The organism is Shinella sp. R2-11 (assembly GCF_055330205.1).
In genome coordinates this window covers 1-16,768 of the sequence record NZ_JBVAPC010000010.1, presented here as the reverse complement: position 1 = coordinate 16,768, position 16,768 = coordinate 1, and the positions used below count along the sequence as shown (strand labels likewise).

The window sequence follows — 16,768 nt, the reverse complement described above, 5'->3', positions numbered from 1 at the left end:
GGAAAGGTCCGCAACCCGAAACCGGCGATCACCGCCAGCGGGCGGTGCGCTCGATCCATTCGCGGGTGCGGGCCTCCGGGTCGGCATTCAGCGTGATGTCGGTGACGACGGCGGCGCTGTCGGCGCCGTTCTCGAAGACGGCGGAGAGGCGATCCGGATTGAGGCCGCCGATGGCGACGAGGGGAAGCGGCGCGATGCGGGCCTTCCAGTCGGCGATGCGCTCGACGCCCTGCGGCGCCCATTTCATCTTCTTCAGGATCGTCGGCCAGATAGGGCCGAGCGCAATGTAATCGGGCCGTGCGGCAAGCGCCGTTTCGAGCTCCGCCGCGTCATGGGTGGAAAGGCCGAGCTTCATGCCGCGCGCGCGGATGGCGGCGATGTCGGCCCCGGCAAGGTCCTCCTGCCCGAGATGCACGAAGTCGCAGCCCTCCTTGATGGCGATTTGCCAGTAATCGTTGACGATGAGCTGGCAGCCCCCGGCGGCGCAGGCCGCTTTCGCGCGGCGGATTTCCGCGCGCAGGCGATCCTCCGGCAGGTCCTTCATGCGCAGCTGCACGAGCCTGACGCCGAGTGGCACGAGCCGCTCGATCCAATCAGCGCTGTCGACGATGAGGTAGAAGGGATCGAGCTTCATGAAAAGACGGCCTTTCCGATGACGGGAGTGGAGGGAACGGCCATGTCGCGCGGCTCCAGGGGCACCGCCGCATGGGCGAGGCGGCCGGCCGCAATGGCGAGCGCGAAGGCTTCCGCCATGGCGGCCGGATCGCCCGCGCCGGCGACGGCGGTATTGAGCAGCACGGCATCGTAGCCGTGCTCCATGACAGCGGCCGCATGCGATGGGCGGCCGATCCCGGCATCGACGATCAGCGGAATATCCGGGAAATGCGCGCGGAAGGCGCGCAGCGCCATCGGGTTGACCGGTCCCATGGCCGAGCCGATGGGCGCGCACCAGGGCATCAGCACCCGGCAACCGGCCTCCAGCAGCCTTTCGGCGACGACAAGGTCGTCGGTCGTATAGGGGAAGACCTGAAAGCCTTCGCCGGTCAGGATGCGCGCCGCCTCGACGAGGCCGAAGACGTCGGGCTGGAGCGTGTCGTGATGGCCGATCACCTCCAGCTTGATCCAGTCGGTGCGGAAGACCTCGCGCGCCATCTTCGCCGTCAGCACGGCTTCCTTGACGCTGTGGCAGCCAGCGGTGTTCGGCAGCACGCGCACGCCGAGCTCCCCGATCAGTTCGAAGAAGGTGCCGCCCGCCTTGCCGCCGGCATTTTCCCGGCGCAGGGAAACCGTGACGATCTCCGCCTTCGAGCGCCGTACTGCATCCGCGAGAATGGCGGGCGAGGGATAGCGCGCGGTGCCGAGCAGCAGGCGGGAGCCGACCTCGGCGTCGTAGAGTTTCAGCATGTCAGCCTCCCTGCATGGGGGAAAGGATCTCGACGCGGTCGCGCTCGCCGAGCGGGAAGGCGGCGCGATCCTCGCGGTGCACCAGCTCGCCGTTCACCGCCGTCGCCAGCCAGTCGCCTTCGTAGTCGAGGGCGGAGAGGAGATCGGCAAGCGTCGCGGCGGCGATCTCCTGTTCCTCGCCGTTGATGATGAGGGTCATGATGCCTTCCTTTCGAATTGCCTCTGGCGAAGGAGGATGTGGGCGACCTCGCCGGCCATGGCGGGCGCCAGCAGGAAGCCGTGCCGGTAGAGGCCGTTAACATGGATGGTCTCGCCATCCTCGCTCACGCGCGGGAGGTTGTCGGGATAGGCCGGGCGGATGCCCGCGCCGGTCTCCGCGAGCCGTGCCTCGCCGAAGGCCGGGTGCAGGGCATAGGCGGCGTTCAGCAGCTCCATAAGCGAGCGGGCGGTGACGGGGCCGGCGTCGTCGCTCTCGATCATCGTCGCGCCGACCATGAAGCGGCCCGCCTCCCGCGGCACGATATAGATCGGGTGGCGGGGGTGGAGCAGACGGACGGGACGTGACAGGCGGATCTCGCCGGTTTCGAGGACGAGCATTTCGCCGCGCACACCCCGTAGGCCCGGCAGGCGGCCGATCCGCGCCGCGCCGGTGCAGTCGATCACCCGGTCATGGCCGCCGGCCTTGCCGCCCGCGCCGAAGAGGAAGCGCATGCGCGCCTCCTCGAGGCTGGCGGTGAGCGCCGCCAGCGCCTGCCGCGGATCGAGATGAGCCTCCTCGCGGAAGAACAGCGCCCGGCGGAAGCGGCCGGCAAGGTCCGGTTCCAGCGCGGCGATGGCCGGCTCGTCCAGCCATTCCCAACCGCTCGTCCGCCCGGCGAAGCGTTCGAGCTCGCCGGCATCGCGGCCGGCCGCGACGACCAGCGTGCCCTTGCGATGCACATGGCCGGGGAGCGCGGCTTCCCACCAGTCGGCGGCAAGGCGGCCGAGCGCCAGCACCTGTTCCTCGGCGCTTTCCCGCTCGCACCAGGGCGCGAGCATGCCGCCGGCAAAGCCGGAGGCGCCGAGGCCCGCCCTTTCCCGGCTTTCCGAAATGGTGACGTCGAAGCCGTGGCGGTAGAGCTGCCAGGCGGTGGCAAGGCCGGCGACGCCGGCGCCCTTGACGAGGATGCGCATGGTCATTCTCCCGAAAGCGGCATATAGAGGTCGCCGCCCTCGCGGAATTTCGCCGCCATGGCCTCAAGCCCCTCCTTCTGCGCCTCGGCGCGGATATCGTGCGAGATGCGCATGGAGCAGAATTTCGGGCCGCACATGGAGCAGAAATGCGCCACCTTGTGCGCCTCCTTGGGCAGCGTTTCGTCGTGGAAGGCGCGGGCCGTCTCCGGGTCGAGCGAGAGGTTGAACTGGTCCTCCCAGCGGAACTCGAAGCGGGCGCGCGACAGCGCGTCGTCGCGGATCTTCGCGGCCGGGTGGCCCTTGGCGAGGTCGGCGGCGTGGGCGGCGATCTTGTAGGTGATGACGCCGACCTTCACGTCGTCGCGGTCGGGCAGGCCGAGATGTTCCTTGGGCGTGACGTAGCAGAGCATGGCCGTGCCGAACCAGCCGATCATCGCCGCGCCGATGCCGGAGGTGATGTGGTCGTAGCCGGGGGCGATGTCCGTCGTCAGCGGGCCGAGCGTGTAGAACGGGGCCTCGCCGCAGGTCTTCAACTGCTTGTCCATGTTCTCCTTGATCTTGTGCATCGGCACATGGCCGGGGCCTTCGATCATGACCTGGCAGTCCTTCGCCCAAGCGATCTGCGTCAGTTCGCCGAGCGTTTCGAGTTCGGCGAACTGCGCGGCGTCGTTGGCATCGGCGATCGAGCCGGGGCGCAGGCCGTCGCCGAGGGAGAAGGTGACGTCATAGGCGCGGGCGATGTCGCAGATTTCCTCGAAATGCTCGTAGAGGAAGCTCTCCTTGTGGTGATGCAGACACCACTTGGCCATGATCGAGCCGCCGCGCGAGACGATGCCGGTGACGCGGTTCACGGTCAGCGGGATGTAGTGCAGCCGCACGCCGGCATGGATGGTGAAATAGTCGACGCCCTGTTCGGCCTGCTCGATCAGCGTGTCGCGATAGACCTCCCAGGTCAGGTCCTCGGCGATGCCGTTCACCTTCTCCAGCGCCTGGTAGAGCGGCACGGTGCCGATGGGGACCGGCGAGTTGCGGATGATCCATTCGCGGATATTGTGGATGTTGCGGCCGGTCGAAAGGTCCATGACCGTGTCGGCGCCCCAGCGTATGGCCCAGACCATCTTCTCCACCTCCTCCGCCATGGAGGAGGTGACGGCGGAATTGCCGATATTGGCGTTGATCTTCACCAGGAAGTTCCGGCCGATGATCATCGGCTCGGCTTCCGGGTGGTTGATGTTGGCGGGGATGACGGCGCGGCCGCTCGCCACTTCCTGGCGGACGAATTCCGGCGTCACGTAATCCGGGATATGTGCGCCGAAACTCTCGCCGTCGCGAGCAAGCGCCTCTTTCGCGGCCTTGCGGCTGAGGTTTTCGCGGATGGCGATGAATTCCATCTCGGGCGTGACGATGCCGGCGCGGGCATAGGCGAGCTGTGTCACCGCCTTGCCGTTCGCCGCGCGGCGCGGGCGGCTCAGCACCGGGAATTCCGGCGTCAGGCGCTCGCCGGTGGCAAAGCCGTTGTCCTCGGGGCGGATGTGGCGGCCGTCATAGGCCTGCGTGTCGCCGCGGGCGGCGACCCAGCCTTCGCGAAGGCGCGGCAGGCCGCCCTCGATGGCAACGACATGGGCGGGATCGGTATAGGGGCCGGAGGCGTCGTAGACGATGACCGGCGGCTCGCCGGAGGTCGGGTGCAGGGCGATCTCGCGCATCGGCACGCGGATGTCCGGGTGCAGCTCACCCGGAATGTGGATCTTCCGCGAGGCGGGAAGGGCGCCCGTCGTGACGGTCGGGGTGAGTTTCTGGGCGGCAATATTCATCGTGAGGCTCCAAGTTTTCGTTTGGAGACCCAGTCCTGGAGCCGGAATGATGGAAGGGCGCGGGAGACGGAATCCGGGTTGCGGATTGCCTGCCACAGCGCTTGCACCGTCCCTACGCCAGTATGAACTGGATCAGGTTCAACGGGTCACTGCGCTGCGAATGCCAGCAGTATCTCAGCCCCTTGTCGGGACCCCCCTGGTGAATGTCTCAAGCAAAGACGCTGCGTGGAGATTTGTCAACGGGGTAATTTGCGTAAGTTATCTCTTACGTTTTGTTGCGCCGCATTCTGTCTTTTCCTGCGTCATGCTCGGGCCTGTCCCGAGCATCTGCCAACGTCCCGGGTTTTGATGCTTTGGTAGATCCTCGGCTCAAGGCCGAGGATGACGACGGTGAGTGTGGAGCGGTTGATGGCAAAAAGAAACGGCGGGGTATTGCCCCGCCGTTCCCTTCTAGCCGCTGATTAAGAGTCAGCTGCTCTAACGACTATTCGCGCTCGCCCGTGAAATTCAGCAGGAGCTGGAAGATGTTGACGAAGTTGAGGTAGAGCGACAGTGCGCCGAACACGGCCATCTTCTGCTGCGACTCGTGGCCGATATTTTCCGCATACTGTTCCTTGATGTTCTGCGTGTCCCAGGCGGTGAGGCCGACGAAGACGAGGATGCCGATCACCGAGACGGCGAATTGCAGGGCGCTGGAGCCGAGGAAGATGTTGACGATGGAGGCGATGATCACGCCGATGAGGCCCATCATCAGGAACGAGCCGAACTTCGAGAGATCGCGCTTCGTTACGTAGCCGTAGAGGCTGGTGGCGCCGAACATGGTGGCGGCGATGAAGAAGGTGCGGGCGATGCTCATGCCGGTGAAGACGAGGAACACCGAGGCGAGCGACAGGCCCATGACGGCGCAGAAGGCCCAGAAGGTCATCTGCGCGGCGCTGGCCGACATCGTCTGGATCTTGAACGAGAAGAACAGGACGAAGGCGAGCGGCGCCAGCATCACCACCCATTTCAGCGGCGAGGAGAAGATCGGCACATAGAGCGCCGGCGTCGAGCCGACGACGAAGGCGATGAGGCCGGTGATGACGAGGCCTGCGCCCATGTAGTTGTAGACGCGCAGCATGTGCTGGCGCAGGCCCTCGTCGAAGAGGGCGGCGGACTGCGCCTGGGCGCCGTAGCCGAAACGCTGTTGTACGGGTTCCATCGAGAATCTCCTTCGGTCTGGAAGTGGTTGATCAGTAGAGCGTGCGGGAAAGGTCCCGCGCGGTGCCCGCCAGGTCGTCGGCCTTGCGGCTTTCCGACACCAGCGCATAGGCGACGTCGCCGATCTGCCAGTAGGCGGCGCGGGCATTGTCGGCATGGAAGACGAGGACGTGCTGCACGGCGAAGGAGCCGGGGCGCACGGCGAAGAGCGAAATGCGCTCCCCCTTTACCGGCTCCAGCACCAGCTCGACGCTCGGGCCGTAGGCGGAGGGGAAGACCTGCGTGTCGATGACGGTCCAGCCCTTGGGCAGGTCCGGCAGCACGATGGCCGTTGCCGAGCGGATCTCCGCCGGGTCGAAGGTCTCGATTTCCGGCTGCGAGGTCATGCTGTCGCGCAGCAGCGTCGTCCGGTGCGCGCGCACGGCCTCCTCGACGAAGGCGGGCGGCGGCGTGGAGGCGACGACCTGCGTCGCGCCGAAGGGCCCGAGCGCCGCATGGGCGACCCAGCCCGCCGCGATGAAGAGGGCGATGGTGGCGGCCCGGCGGAAGACGGAGAAGACGCGACGATGCGACAGCGCCCGTTCCAGAAGCCGTGCGGCCTCGCGGGTTTCCTGCCGCGTCACCGTGCGGTGGTCGGCAAGCGCGACGCGCAGTTCGTCGCGCACGCGCAGGTCCTTCATGATCTGCGCGGCCACTTCCGGCCGTTCGGAGAGATAGGCTTCGACCTCGATGCGCCGGCCGACGGCGAGCTGGTCGTCGACATAGGCGTTGAGGTCAGTTTCGAGGATGGGGTCATTGCTTGTCATCGCCGGTGCCTCCGACAATCCTGAGATGGGTGACGGGTGCGCCGCTCTGTTCGAAGCTGCGCAGCCGCTGGCGGGCGCGGGCGACGCGCGACATCAGCGTGCCGACCGGAATGCCGAGCGTATCGGCGGCCTCCTGATAGGAAAGCTCCTCGATGGCGACGAGATGCAGCGCCTCGCGCTGTTCTTCCGGCAGGCCGAAGAAGGCGTTGCGCAACTGGGTGAGCCGCACCGAATGATCCTGGTTGGCCGGCGCGGAGGTCTCCGCGATCTCGGCCGCCGCATCGTGGCGGCGCTCCTGCGAGCGGCGTTGGCGCAGGCGGTCGATATGGGCATTGTGCAGGATCGACATCAGCCAGTTGCGGACATTCGCGCCGGTGCGGAAGGTCGACTGCCGTTCATAGGCTTTCACCAGCGCGTCGTGCACGAGGTCTTCCGCCTCGTCCGGATTGCGGACGAGCGACAGGGCGTAGCGCCTCAGCGCCGCAAGCTGTCCGATCACGTTGAAGCCGGGTGTCTTTCCGTTCATGCCCCAATATACGAGCGCCGGGCGACACTCATTCCATCGCCTTGCGAAAAAAGTTCAAAGCCAGTGCAGCACGACGGCGGCGAGCGCGATGTAGCGGCCGAACTTGGCGAGCGAGACGACGAGGAGGAAGCGGCCGAAGGGCTCGCGCATGATGCCGGCCGCGACCGTCAGCGGATCGCCGATGACGGGCATCCAGCTGAGTAGCAGGCTCCACCAGCCATAGCGGCGATACCAGTTTCCGGCGCGCTCCAGCGATTTCGCGGAGACGGGAAACCAGCGGGCATCGCGAAAGCGTTCGATACCCCGGCCGAGCAGCCAGTTGATCACCGAACCCAGCACGTTGCCGATGCCGGCGACGAGGATGAGCAGGGCGGGCGTGTAGCTCTTCGATGCCAGCAGGCCGGCCAGCACCGCCTCCGACTGGGCGGGCAGGATGGTGGCGGCGACCAGGGCGGCGAGGAAGAGGCCGCCATAGGCGGCAAGCGCGCTCATCTTTGGCCGGCGACCCGGCCGCTCCGTTGTTCCCCGTTGTCCATGCCGCCTCCGCATCGGTTCGGCAGCTTCCGTAAACGGTGCCGTTTGATGGGGAAAGGGGAGGGTAATCTTTTGCGGGCGCCAGCGGCAATCGGTAGCGGCAAAGGAGCTCTGCCGCGCGATATTGGAGGCCCTGTCCGCACTATCGTTGAAACGGTCGCGAGGATCGGCGGCGGCCCGCCTGGTTCGGGCCGCCGACGCGATCGGCGCCGTGGAGGAACGGCGGCCGGCTTCAGCCGGTCAGCAGAGCGCCGACCGGTTCATCAGCATGATGTCGTTCGTGGTCAGCGTCATGCGGGACGGTTCGTCGATCTCGTCCAGCACGGCCCGCAATGCCTTGTCCAGGCAGAATTCGACGATCTCGGCATCCAGTGTCTTCGCCGATTCCAGCGCGAAGGCGACGAGACGCGCCAGCGCCATCATCTCGGTTCCCCTGTCCTCGACCTCGTTCGTTTCGATTCTCATGCCTTGCGCCCCCGCAATTTCTCAAGCCCTGCACAAAGTATAGGCGTGACGCGCCCTTTTCGCGCGTGACTCAGGCGTGACACACGCGGAATGGGAAATTGCACGTTCTACTGCGTTTTGGGTTGATGAGCGGCGGTGCGCCAGAGCGAGGTGGCCCGGAATGTCCAGCTCGCGCGTTTTACAGGGCTTTGCGGCTGGAAATCGTGGAGGGCCTGCAGCAGGGCGAGAGCATCCTCGCGCTTCCGGTTCACCGTTTCTGCATGGAAAAGTTGCAGGAAATCGCTGCGGCACGCGGCCAGTCCGGCCGTTTCCACGATCGCCGCCCAGGTCCGGTCCTTGTAGAAGAGGGCGGATGCCGCAGCGCGCAGGCTCGATATGTCAGCCTTATCAAGGGCCTGGATATCCTTCAGGCGATCCAGCGTGGCATCGACATTGACCATGGGCAGCGAGAGGGCGGGATAGCCGAGCTCGGCCGGGCCATGCAGCAGGGCGACATCCGCGTCGTCGACGCGCCGGCCGCTGGCATAGTCCTCGTAGATGCGGCCGATGCCGACCATGCCGAAGCTGTCGCATTCTGCCGCGCGGAGTGCGCCCATGCTCGCCGCGCCGAAGACGGCGACGCCCGTTTCCAGCGCGTGGAGAATTTCCTTGTGCCAGACGGGGGCGACATGTTCGAAATTGCCGTCGATCAGGCCGATGGCCGTCGTCCCGGCCCTTGTCGCCGAAAGCACGTCGCCATGCGCCGCCGGCGGGTGGACCTCGATGCCGTCGCCGCAAAGCGCGGCGGCATCGGGCAGGCTGGGGCCGACGAAGACGATCTTCATGGCATTGCGAACAGCATGCGCGAGAGCGCGCGGGGGCCGACGGCATGCCGGCGCGCGCCTTCTGGATTCTCGAGCGCCGGCACGATCATCTTGACCACGCAAACGGGCAGCGACGCATCGCCGAGCGGAACCGCCACGACCGGCGTGATGCCGCCGGCGGCGAGCTTTTCCAGGCACCAGGCCAGCAATCCGGCGGCGTCGCCCTCCGGCGCCGGATAGATGGGGGCGGCGCCGGGCGCTGCCTCGAAGAGAGCGCGGGTTTCCGCCGCGAGCGGGCGGCTGAAGGTCTCGGCGAAGAGATCGTCCCGCGCGCCGCTGATATAGGTGAGGCGCGATTGTGCGACCTCCGTCAGCGCGCGGATGACGGCGCGCGCCGCGACGGGATGGGTGCCGTAGCCGATCGTCACGTCATGGAACAGCGGCTGCCTGCGGGCAAGGATGCCGGCTTCGGCAAGCACCGCCGCATAGGTGGGCACGGCAAGGTCGCTGGTGATGTCGAAGAGGCGAAGCTCCAGTCCCGCTTCCCTAAAGCGTGCGACCAGTGCTTCGGCGACGGGGTCCGCGATATCCGCCGGGTCTATCGCCGCCGCAAGGCGCTTTTGCCGGGGAAGCAGGCGCCACAAGCGATCGGCATCGCGCTCGATGCGCTCCAGCAGGCCGTGCAGGATCGCCTCGGTTTCCGAATTGCTGGAGGCAAGGCCGTCCGAGGATTGCCAGAAACGCGGCGTTTCCTCTGTGCGGTCGAGGATCACCGCCTCGCGCGGCACCCAGATGCGCTCGCCCGTCACAAGGTCGCGCCCCGCCAGCCAGTCGAGAACCTCGTCCTCGCCGAGGAAGGGCTGGCCGGCCGCAATGAAGATGTCGAGCGGCAGGCATGTCTCCCCGGCCGCCGCGAAGGCGCGGCGGGAGGAGCGGCGTGCGCAAACGAGCGGATCGCCGGCGACGGCCCGCTCCAGCGCCTCCATGGCGGCGGAGACTTTCGCGTCGATATCGGTGATGCCCTTGCCCTGGTTGATGACGATCGAGCGGGCATTGGGGCTCACCGCATTCCAGACCGGGATGCCGAGGCGGTCGAGCCCCGTCAGGCGGGAAAGCCGGGTAATGCCGAACCGGGGCAGCAGCGCCTCGATCCGGCTCCAGGTCTCTTCCGGGCCGCAGATCCGGTCGGAACAGGACTGGCGGATCACTTGTCCATGAAGCCGCCGGAAGCGTCCATGAACCCGCCGGAGACATCCATGAAGCCGCCGGAAACCGCATCCGCCGAGGAGGCGAGGGCGGCAAGGTTCACGCCCTTGGTGATCGTCGCGCCGGCCTTGCGCAGGTCGTCCGCAGCCTTCAGCGCGCCGCCCGAAGGAACGCCGATCTGCGTCACCGTTCCGGCATCGAGGTCCGCGACCCAGAGCCCGTCATCTCCCTGAATGCCCAAAACAACCAGTCGTGCCATGTTCAATCCCTCTCCCGTTCGGTTGGATGTTCAGAAACCCGCCTTCTTCAGCCCTTCGTAATAGTGCTGTCGCTGCCACTCTTCCTTGAAGGGGACGATCGCCATCCAGGCTTCGAGGTCGAAGTTCGGATGGACGGCGTAGGTGCGGCGGACGTAATACCGCGCTTTCTTCATGTCGCCGAGCATGCTCCAGCAGGCGGCCGAAAGGCGGTCGACCGGCGCGCGGTCCTTCATGCGGGCGATATAGTCGAGCGCCTGCTCGTAGCGGCCGAGCGAATAGCTGGCGCCGGCGGCGGTCCAGAAATATTCGTCGGGCGGCAGCGGGTTGAGGTCGATGGCGTGTTCGATCTTCCTGATCCCGAGATCGGGGCAGGACGCCTGCACCAGCGTATCGGCGTAGCTCGCGATGACATTGGCATGGTGCGGGCTCAGGGCCTCGGCCTGGTCGAGATAGGCGGCGCTTTCGTCGAACTGGCGGGCGTAGAGCTTCACGACGCCGAGCTCGCGGTAGCCGGAGGGCAGCCGCTCGTCGGCCTTGATGGTCTGCTCGGCATAGTCTTCCGCCTGGCGCAGCAGCTCGCCGTCGCCGCGCGCCGTCACCAGCCATTCTAGGAAGTAGCTGCGGGCGAGGCCGCCGAGCGCAGGCGCGAAGCCGGCGCTCGTTTGCAGCGCCTCGCGGAAGCTCTTGCGGGCGCGGCGGATGTCGCGCAGGTCGAGATTCTTCAATTGCCCCTGGCCGACGAGAAAGCTGCGATAGGCATCGGCATTGCGCTCGTAGTCGCCGCGCACCAGCTCGTTGTGCTCGATCTCCGTGGCGATGGCGCCGGCGATCTGGTGGGCGATCATCTGGCGGGAGCGGGCGAGCCCCTCGGCCGACAGCGGAAAGCGCTCGGCCCAGATGACCTCGTCGCTGCCGAAGAAGATGAGCTGGGCAAAGAGCGTGTGGCCGTCGCCCTCGTCGCGCAGGCGGGTTTCCAGGATGTAGCTGATCTTGTGGCGTTCGTAGGTGGTGGCGCGGTCCGCCTGCAGCGAGATCTGCGCGGCGGTGTGCGGGGCGATGATTGAGATCGAGCGCAGCGCGCAGAGCCCAATCGTCACATCCTCGATGAGCGCCTCGGAAAAGCGCGCCGCCGTGCGCGAGCCGAATGCCGTGACGGGCGGCAGCAGCACGACGCGCGGCGGGTTCTGCCGCGGCAGCGCGATGCCGGCTTCCTCCGGCGTCAGGATCTGCATGGACGGCTGGAAGGTCATGAGCGCGGTCGGCGTTGCCGGCCGGCCGGTGAGCACCGCCCGCACCTCCTCGTCCTCCGGATTGGCCTCCAGCAGGCGGAGGGCGGCGGCAGAGCGGACCTGCCGCGCCGCGCCGCTGTCGGCGGCCCTGTCGAGCAGGGCCTGGCGAAGCAGCGCCATATGGGCCGTCCGCTGCAGGGCGATCCAGTTGACGAGCGCGCGGTTGACCGGCTTGACGTGCTTGAGGAAATCCTCGGTGAGGAGGCTCGCCAGAACGGCAAGGCCTGCATCCTGCCGCACTGCCGCGACATCGCTTTCGACGGGGTCGGGCCCCAGCGCGATGGCGGCGTCGGTGATCGTCAGATAGGAGCGGCCGAGCTCGCGCTGCCGCTTCTGGGTGCGCGACACGGTCTGCCGCAGGCTGGCAAAGGCGGCGGCGGCGTTGCCGTCGTCCCAGAAAAGGCCCGCCGCGTCGGCCCTCGGCATTTCCGTCAGGCCGCGCGTCTTGAGATAGCAGAGGATCAGCAGCGCCTTTTCGGGAAAGACGATGTCGTTACCGCCCTCGTCGAGCAGGCGAAGATGGCCCAGCGTCTGAAGCTGCGCCGGCATGTGCTATCAGATCCGCAGTTCCGATGCGCTGTCCGCACGTTCGCCCGCTTCCGCTCCGGCGCTCGCCTTGGAGAGCGCGGTCGCCAGCGCGATGATCGACTTGCGCACGCCGGCATCGTCGATCTTCAGGAAGGCGCGGTTGAGGTCGAGGCCTTCCTTGGAGGAGACGAAGGTGGAGACGTCGCCGGTCTCGTGGGCGACGCCCGCGGCCGGAACGGCGTTCTCGTCGTCCTGGAAGAAGAAGCTCGGCGGCACGCGGAAGACGTCGGAGATCGCCTGCAGGCGGCTCGCGCTGATGCGGTTCGTGCCCTTTTCGTATTTCTGAACCTGCTGGAAGGTCACGCCCAGGCGGTCGGCGAGCGCTTCCTGGCTCATGCCGACCATCAGGCGGCGCAGGCGGACGCGGGAGCCGACGAAGACGTCGATCGGGTTCGGTATTTTCTTGGTCATGATACTTTCTCCCCTAGAGGGCATGCCGGGGCATGACGATATATGAATATGCCTTCACTGTGCTCGAATCGCCGGCTCGATGCAACTGCCGCGGACCGGATTTCATCGCTACCGTAGCATGAGGCTGCGTGTGCGGGCGCCGCTATATGTCGTAGCTTTGCGGCGCGCTGAGCGAGGCGATGAACTTCTTCGTCCTATCCCTCTGGGGTGTCGAGAAGATGGCGCGCGGCGGGCCCTCCTCGACGATCACGCCGCCGTCGAGGAAAACGACGGCATCGGCGACGCGCGAGGCGAGGCGCAGGTCGTGGGTCGCCATCACCATGGTCGTTCCCTCGCGGGCAAGGCGGCTGAGGACCTCCACGACCTCCTCGGCAAGCTCCGGGTCGAGCGCGGAGGTCGGCTCGTCGCAGAGAAGGACGCGCGGCGAGGGCGCCAGCGCCCGGGCGATGGCGACGCGCTGCTGCTGGCCGCCCGAAAGCGTCGCCGGCCAGGCATCCGCCTTGTGCGCCATGCCGACCTTTTCGAGAAGCTCCATCGCGCGGGCCCGCGCCTTGTCGGCCGGCCATTTCAGGACGGTGACGAGACCTTCCATGACGTTGGCGATGGCGGTCTGGTGCGGGAAGAGCTGAAAGTTCTGGAAGACCATGCCGGTCTGGCGGCGCAGCTTCTGGATCGCGTCCCAGCCGACCTTGCGGCCGGGGGCGAAATCGATCTTCTCCTCGCCGAGGCGGATCGAGCCCGCGGTCGGGATTTCGAGGAGGTTGATGCAGCGCAGAAGCGTGCTCTTGCCGCCGCCGGAGGGGCCGACGAGGGCCGTCACGGTGCCTTCGGCCAGCCGCAGGCTGATGTCGCGCAGCACGACATTGTCGCCGAAGCGTTTCTCGATATGCGTGAGTTCGATCATGTGCGGGCCTCCAGGAAGCCGCCATAGCGGGCGAAGCGCTTTTCGAGCCGCACCTGCAGGGACGAGAGCACCGAGCTCAGCGCGAGATAGATCAGCGCCGCCTCGATATAGAGGATCAGCGGCTCGTAGGTGGTGGCGACGATGCGCTGGGCCGTCTGGAAGAGTTCCGGCACCGTGACGGCCGCGGCGAGCGAGGTGTCCTTGACCAGCGAGATGAAGGTGTTGGACAGCGGCGGCACGGCGACGCGCGTCGCCTGCGGCAGGATGGTGCGGCGCATGGCCTGCGACCAGCTCATGCCGATCGAATAGGCCGCTTCCCACTGGCCGCGCGGCACGGAGGAGATGACGGCGCGGATGATTTCCGACGTATAGGCGCCGACATTGAGCGTGAAGCCGATGAGGGCCGCCGGGAAGGCGTCGAGCAGGATGCCGACGCTCGGCAGGCCGTAGAAGATCACGAAGAGCTGCACGAGGAGCGGCGTGCCGCGGATCACCCATACGTAGAACCGCGCGACATCCGAGAACGGCCGCGGGGCGAAGAGCCGCACGACGGCGGTCACGAGGCCGAGCGCAAGACCGAGCACGAAGGAGGCGAGGGTCAGCGGAATGGTGAAGACGAGCGCGGCCCAGAGCAGCGGGGCAAGCGAGTCCAGCATCAGTTGAAGCCAGGGCGGCACGGGGGCGATCCTCCGAAATGCGGCTGGCCGGGTCATCCCCGGCCAGATCGTCGGTCTATCTATATGTCAGGAACAGGCCGGCGCGAAGCGGCCGGCCGAAGATTACTTCGAGACGTCCTGGCCGAAATACTTGTCCGAGATCGCCTTGTAGGTGCCGTCGGCCTTGATCTCGGCGAGCGCCTTGTTGATGGCGTCGAGCAGTTCCGGCTCGCCCTTGCGGATGATGATGCCGGAATAGTCGGCGCCTTCCTGCTCGGCGGCGATCCTCACATTGGCGTCGGGCTTGTGCTTCTTGAAGTCGAGGAAGGAGAGGCTGTCGTTGATCGTCGCGTCGGCGCGGCCGGTCAGCACGAGCTGGATCGACTGGTCGAAGCCGTCGGTGCCGACGAGCTCGGCGCCCGACTCCTGGGCGAGCTTGCCGAAGTTGCTGGTCAGCGACTGGGCGGACTTCTTGCCCTTGAGGTCGGCGAAGCCCTTGATGCTGTCGTCGTCGGCGCGCACGATCAGCACGGCCTTGGAGGCGATATAGGGCTCGGAGAAGTCGTATTTCTGCTTGCGTGCCTCGGTGATGCCGACCTGGTTGATCACGGCGTCGTAGCGGTTGGCGTCGAGGCCGGCGATCAGGCCGTCCCACTTGCCTTCGAGGAACTCGGCCTTCACGCCGAGCTTCTGGGCGACGGCCTCGCCGATCTCGACGTCGAAGCCGACCAGCTTGCCGTCCGTGTCATGGTAGGTGAAGGGGGCGTAGGTGCCTTCGGTGCCGATCTTCAGCGCGCCGGCCGACTGGACGGCGGCGAGGTTTTCACCGGCAAAGGCAGGGGCTAGAGCGGCGGCCTGCAGGGCCGCGGCGGCGGCGAGGGTCTTCAACCAGTTCATCTTGGGACTCCGTTTCTGGCTCACATGTTCGATGGGCGATCAATCGCAGAAATCCGTGAAAAACGATGGGCAGAAAACTGCGATTTATTTGGGCGAATGCAAATATTTTTCTCAATTTTCCGCGTAAATCGCCGGACAGGCCGGCATTTCAGGCCGTCTTACGGGCTATCGCGGCGCTGTGCATTTCCTGTTTTTGGGGTCTTGCCAAGCGCCGGAACAGAGACAATTGATTGGGCACCCAAAAAAACAAACGGGGAAGGAAAACAAAATGGCAAACAAGATGATCGGCTTTCGTGCAGCGCTCCTGGCCGGTGCGCTCCTCATCGGCGCAAGCCCGGCGCTCGCCGAAGCGGTGCTTCACCGCGGCAATGCCGGCGAGCCCCAGACGCTCGACCAGGCGCACACCTCCATCAATATCGAAGAGTTCATCCTGAAGGACCTCTACGAGGGCCTGACGATCTATGACGCCGCCGGCAAGATTGTCCCGGGTGCCGCCGAGAGCTGGACGGTCTCCGAAGACGGCACGGTCTACACCTTCAAGCTGCGCGAGAACGCCAAGTGGTCCGACGGCTCCCCGGTGACGGCGGAAGACTTTGTCTTCTCCTTCACCCGCGTCGAGGACCCGAAGACCGCCGCCGGCTACGCCAATATCCTCTACCCGATCAAGAATGCCGAGAAGGTCAACAAGGGCGAGCTCGACCTCGACCAGCTCGGCCTCAAGGCCGTCGACGCCGGGACGCTGGAAGTGACGCTGGAGCGCCCGACGCCCTTCTTCCTGGAACTGCTTGCGCACCAGACGGCGCTGCCGGTCTCCAAGGCGAGCGTCGAGAAGAACGGCGCCGATTTCGTCAAGCCGGGCACGATGGTCTCGAACGGCGCCTTCAAGCTCGTCAGCCATGTGCCGAACGACAACCTCGTCGTCGAGAAGAACGGTGAATACTGGGATGCCGCCAACGTCAAGCTCGACAAGGTGGTCTTCTACCCGATCGACGACCAGGCCGCCTCCGTCCGCCGCTTCGAGGCGAAGGAGATGGACCTCGTCTACAATTTCTCGGCCGACCAGATCGAGCGGCTGAAGAAGAGCTATGGCGAGGAGGTCCATGTCTCGCCGACGCTGGCGACCTATTACTACGCCTTCGACACCCGCCAGGAGCCCTATAGCGACGTCAATGTGCGCCGTGCGCTCTCCATGGCCGTCGACCGCGACTTCCTTGCCAAGGAGATCTATTCCGGCTCGCAGATCCCGGCCTATTCCATGGTGCCCCCGGGCATCGAGGGCTACGAGCCGGCGACCGCCGATTTCGGCGCGCTCTCCCAACTCGACCGCGAGGACAAGGCGCTCGAACTGATGAAGGAAGCGGGCTATGGCGAGGGCGGCAAGCCGCTCAAGATCGAGATCCGCTACAACACCAACCCGAACCACGAGCGCGTGGCGACGGCGGTGGCCGACATGTGGAAGAACACCTTCGGCGCCGACGTGTCGCTGGTGAATCTCGACGTGTCCTCGCACTACGCCTATCTGCAGGAGGGCGGCAAGTTCAACGTGGCGCGCGCCGGCTGGGTCGCCGACTATGCGGACGCGGAAAACTTCCTGTCGCTCAGCACGAGCGGCAACAAGACCTTCAACTACGGCCAGTTCAAGAACGACGAATACGACGCGCTGATGAAGCAGTCATACGAGGAGCGCGACCCCGCGGCGCGCGCCAAGGTGCTGCACGAGGCGGAAGCCCTTCTCATGAAGGAGCAGCCGATCGCGCCGCTCCTGACGCAGGCCGACCTCTGGCTCGTCTCCGGCAAGGTTCAGGGCTGGCACGACAATGCCGCCAACCAGC

General features: G+C 66.3%; 19 protein-coding genes and 1 riboswitch. Of the genes, 1 reads left to right on the top strand and 18 read right to left on the bottom strand.

Annotation, left to right across the window (positions count from 1 at the left end; genetic code table 11):
- Positions 1-28: 28 nt before the first annotated feature.
- From ACZ1A1_RS21700 to ACZ1A1_RS21615, 18 genes are all read right to left on the bottom strand, one after another.
- Positions 29-634: a thiamine phosphate synthase gene (locus ACZ1A1_RS21700; RefSeq protein WP_463621528.1), complete on the bottom strand. Its 606-nt coding sequence runs from the start codon at positions 632-634 to the stop codon at positions 29-31.
- Positions 631-1,404 carry a thiazole synthase gene (locus ACZ1A1_RS21695; protein ID WP_463621527.1) on the bottom strand — a complete coding sequence of 258 codons (774 nt, stop codon included), beginning with the start codon at positions 1,402-1,404 and terminating at the stop codon, positions 631-633. Before ACZ1A1_RS21695 ends, ACZ1A1_RS21700 begins: the two co-directional genes overlap by 4 nt.
- Position 1,405: 1 nt before the next feature.
- Positions 1,406-1,603: a sulfur carrier protein ThiS gene (gene thiS / locus ACZ1A1_RS21690; RefSeq protein ID WP_313193270.1), complete on the bottom strand. Its 198-nt coding sequence runs from the start codon at positions 1,601-1,603 to the stop codon at positions 1,406-1,408.
- Positions 1,600-2,577 (bottom strand): glycine oxidase ThiO, encoded by a 978-nt coding sequence (gene thiO / locus ACZ1A1_RS21685; RefSeq protein WP_463621643.1) that lies wholly within the window; start codon positions 2,575-2,577, stop codon positions 1,600-1,602. The genes thiS and thiO overlap by 4 nt, the downstream gene beginning before the upstream one ends.
- A 2-nt stretch (positions 2,578-2,579) precedes the next feature.
- Positions 2,580-4,391: a phosphomethylpyrimidine synthase ThiC gene (thiC, locus tag ACZ1A1_RS21680; RefSeq protein ID WP_463621526.1), complete on the bottom strand. Its 1,812-nt coding sequence runs from the start codon at positions 4,389-4,391 to the stop codon at positions 2,580-2,582.
- 91 nt (positions 4,392-4,482) lie between these two features.
- Positions 4,483-4,599: riboswitch (TPP riboswitch) on the bottom strand.
- Between the two features lie 276 nt (positions 4,600-4,875).
- A complete protein-coding gene (locus ACZ1A1_RS21675) occupies positions 4,876-5,592 on the bottom strand; it encodes a Bax inhibitor-1/YccA family protein (RefSeq protein ID WP_313193268.1) in 717 nt (238 codons plus the stop codon).
- Positions 5,593-5,623: 31 nt separating this feature from the next.
- On the bottom strand, positions 5,624-6,397 hold the full coding sequence (locus ACZ1A1_RS21670; RefSeq protein ID WP_463621525.1) for an anti-sigma factor family protein: 774 nt from the start codon (positions 6,395-6,397) through the stop codon (positions 5,624-5,626).
- Positions 6,384-6,923: a sigma-70 family RNA polymerase sigma factor gene (locus tag ACZ1A1_RS21665; RefSeq protein WP_313193266.1), complete on the bottom strand. Its 540-nt coding sequence runs from the start codon at positions 6,921-6,923 to the stop codon at positions 6,384-6,386. The genes ACZ1A1_RS21670 and ACZ1A1_RS21665 overlap by 14 nt, the downstream gene beginning before the upstream one ends.
- A 54-nt stretch (positions 6,924-6,977) precedes the next feature.
- Positions 6,978-7,415, bottom strand: coding sequence for a YqaA family protein (locus tag ACZ1A1_RS21660; protein WP_313193265.1), 438 nt, complete (start codon positions 7,413-7,415; stop codon positions 6,978-6,980).
- A gap of 282 nt (positions 7,416-7,697) precedes the next feature.
- A complete protein-coding gene (locus ACZ1A1_RS21655) occupies positions 7,698-7,922 on the bottom strand; it encodes a hypothetical protein (protein WP_415213847.1) in 225 nt (74 codons plus the stop codon).
- Positions 7,923-8,029: 107 nt separating this feature from the next.
- Positions 8,030-8,746 carry a TfuA-like protein gene (locus ACZ1A1_RS21650; RefSeq protein ID WP_463621523.1) on the bottom strand — a complete coding sequence of 239 codons (717 nt, stop codon included), beginning with the start codon at positions 8,744-8,746 and terminating at the stop codon, positions 8,030-8,032.
- Positions 8,743-9,930 carry a YcaO-like family protein gene (locus ACZ1A1_RS21645; protein ID WP_463621642.1) on the bottom strand — a complete coding sequence of 396 codons (1,188 nt, stop codon included), beginning with the start codon at positions 9,928-9,930 and terminating at the stop codon, positions 8,743-8,745. The genes ACZ1A1_RS21650 and ACZ1A1_RS21645 overlap by 4 nt, the downstream gene beginning before the upstream one ends.
- Positions 9,930-10,190: a hypothetical protein gene (locus tag ACZ1A1_RS21640; RefSeq protein WP_313193262.1), complete on the bottom strand. Its 261-nt coding sequence runs from the start codon at positions 10,188-10,190 to the stop codon at positions 9,930-9,932. The genes ACZ1A1_RS21645 and ACZ1A1_RS21640 overlap by 1 nt, the downstream gene beginning before the upstream one ends.
- 30 nt (positions 10,191-10,220) lie before the next feature.
- Positions 10,221-12,029 (bottom strand): hypothetical protein, encoded by a 1,809-nt coding sequence (locus tag ACZ1A1_RS21635; RefSeq protein WP_463621522.1) that lies wholly within the window; start codon positions 12,027-12,029, stop codon positions 10,221-10,223.
- A gap of 6 nt (positions 12,030-12,035) precedes the next feature.
- Positions 12,036-12,479: a helix-turn-helix domain-containing protein gene (locus ACZ1A1_RS21630; RefSeq protein WP_313193260.1), complete on the bottom strand. Its 444-nt coding sequence runs from the start codon at positions 12,477-12,479 to the stop codon at positions 12,036-12,038.
- Positions 12,480-12,621: 142 nt separating this feature from the next.
- Entirely contained in the window at positions 12,622-13,383 is a 762-nt protein-coding gene (locus ACZ1A1_RS21625) for an amino acid ABC transporter ATP-binding protein (RefSeq protein ID WP_415213850.1), read from the bottom strand.
- Positions 13,380-14,060 (bottom strand): amino acid ABC transporter permease, encoded by a 681-nt coding sequence (locus ACZ1A1_RS21620; RefSeq protein ID WP_463621521.1) that lies wholly within the window; start codon positions 14,058-14,060, stop codon positions 13,380-13,382. The genes ACZ1A1_RS21625 and ACZ1A1_RS21620 overlap by 4 nt, the downstream gene beginning before the upstream one ends.
- 102 nt (positions 14,061-14,162) lie before the next feature.
- The gene (locus tag ACZ1A1_RS21615) at positions 14,163-14,936 is read right to left on the bottom strand and encodes an amino acid ABC transporter substrate-binding protein (RefSeq protein ID WP_463621520.1); all 774 of its coding nucleotides are present in this window, start codon (positions 14,934-14,936) and stop codon (positions 14,163-14,165) included.
- Positions 14,937-15,204: 268 nt separating this feature from the next.
- Here ACZ1A1_RS21615 and ACZ1A1_RS21610 point away from each other — a divergent pair.
- On the top strand, positions 15,205-16,768 hold a 1,564-nt coding region (locus ACZ1A1_RS21610; protein WP_463621519.1), incomplete at its 3' end, for a peptide ABC transporter substrate-binding protein.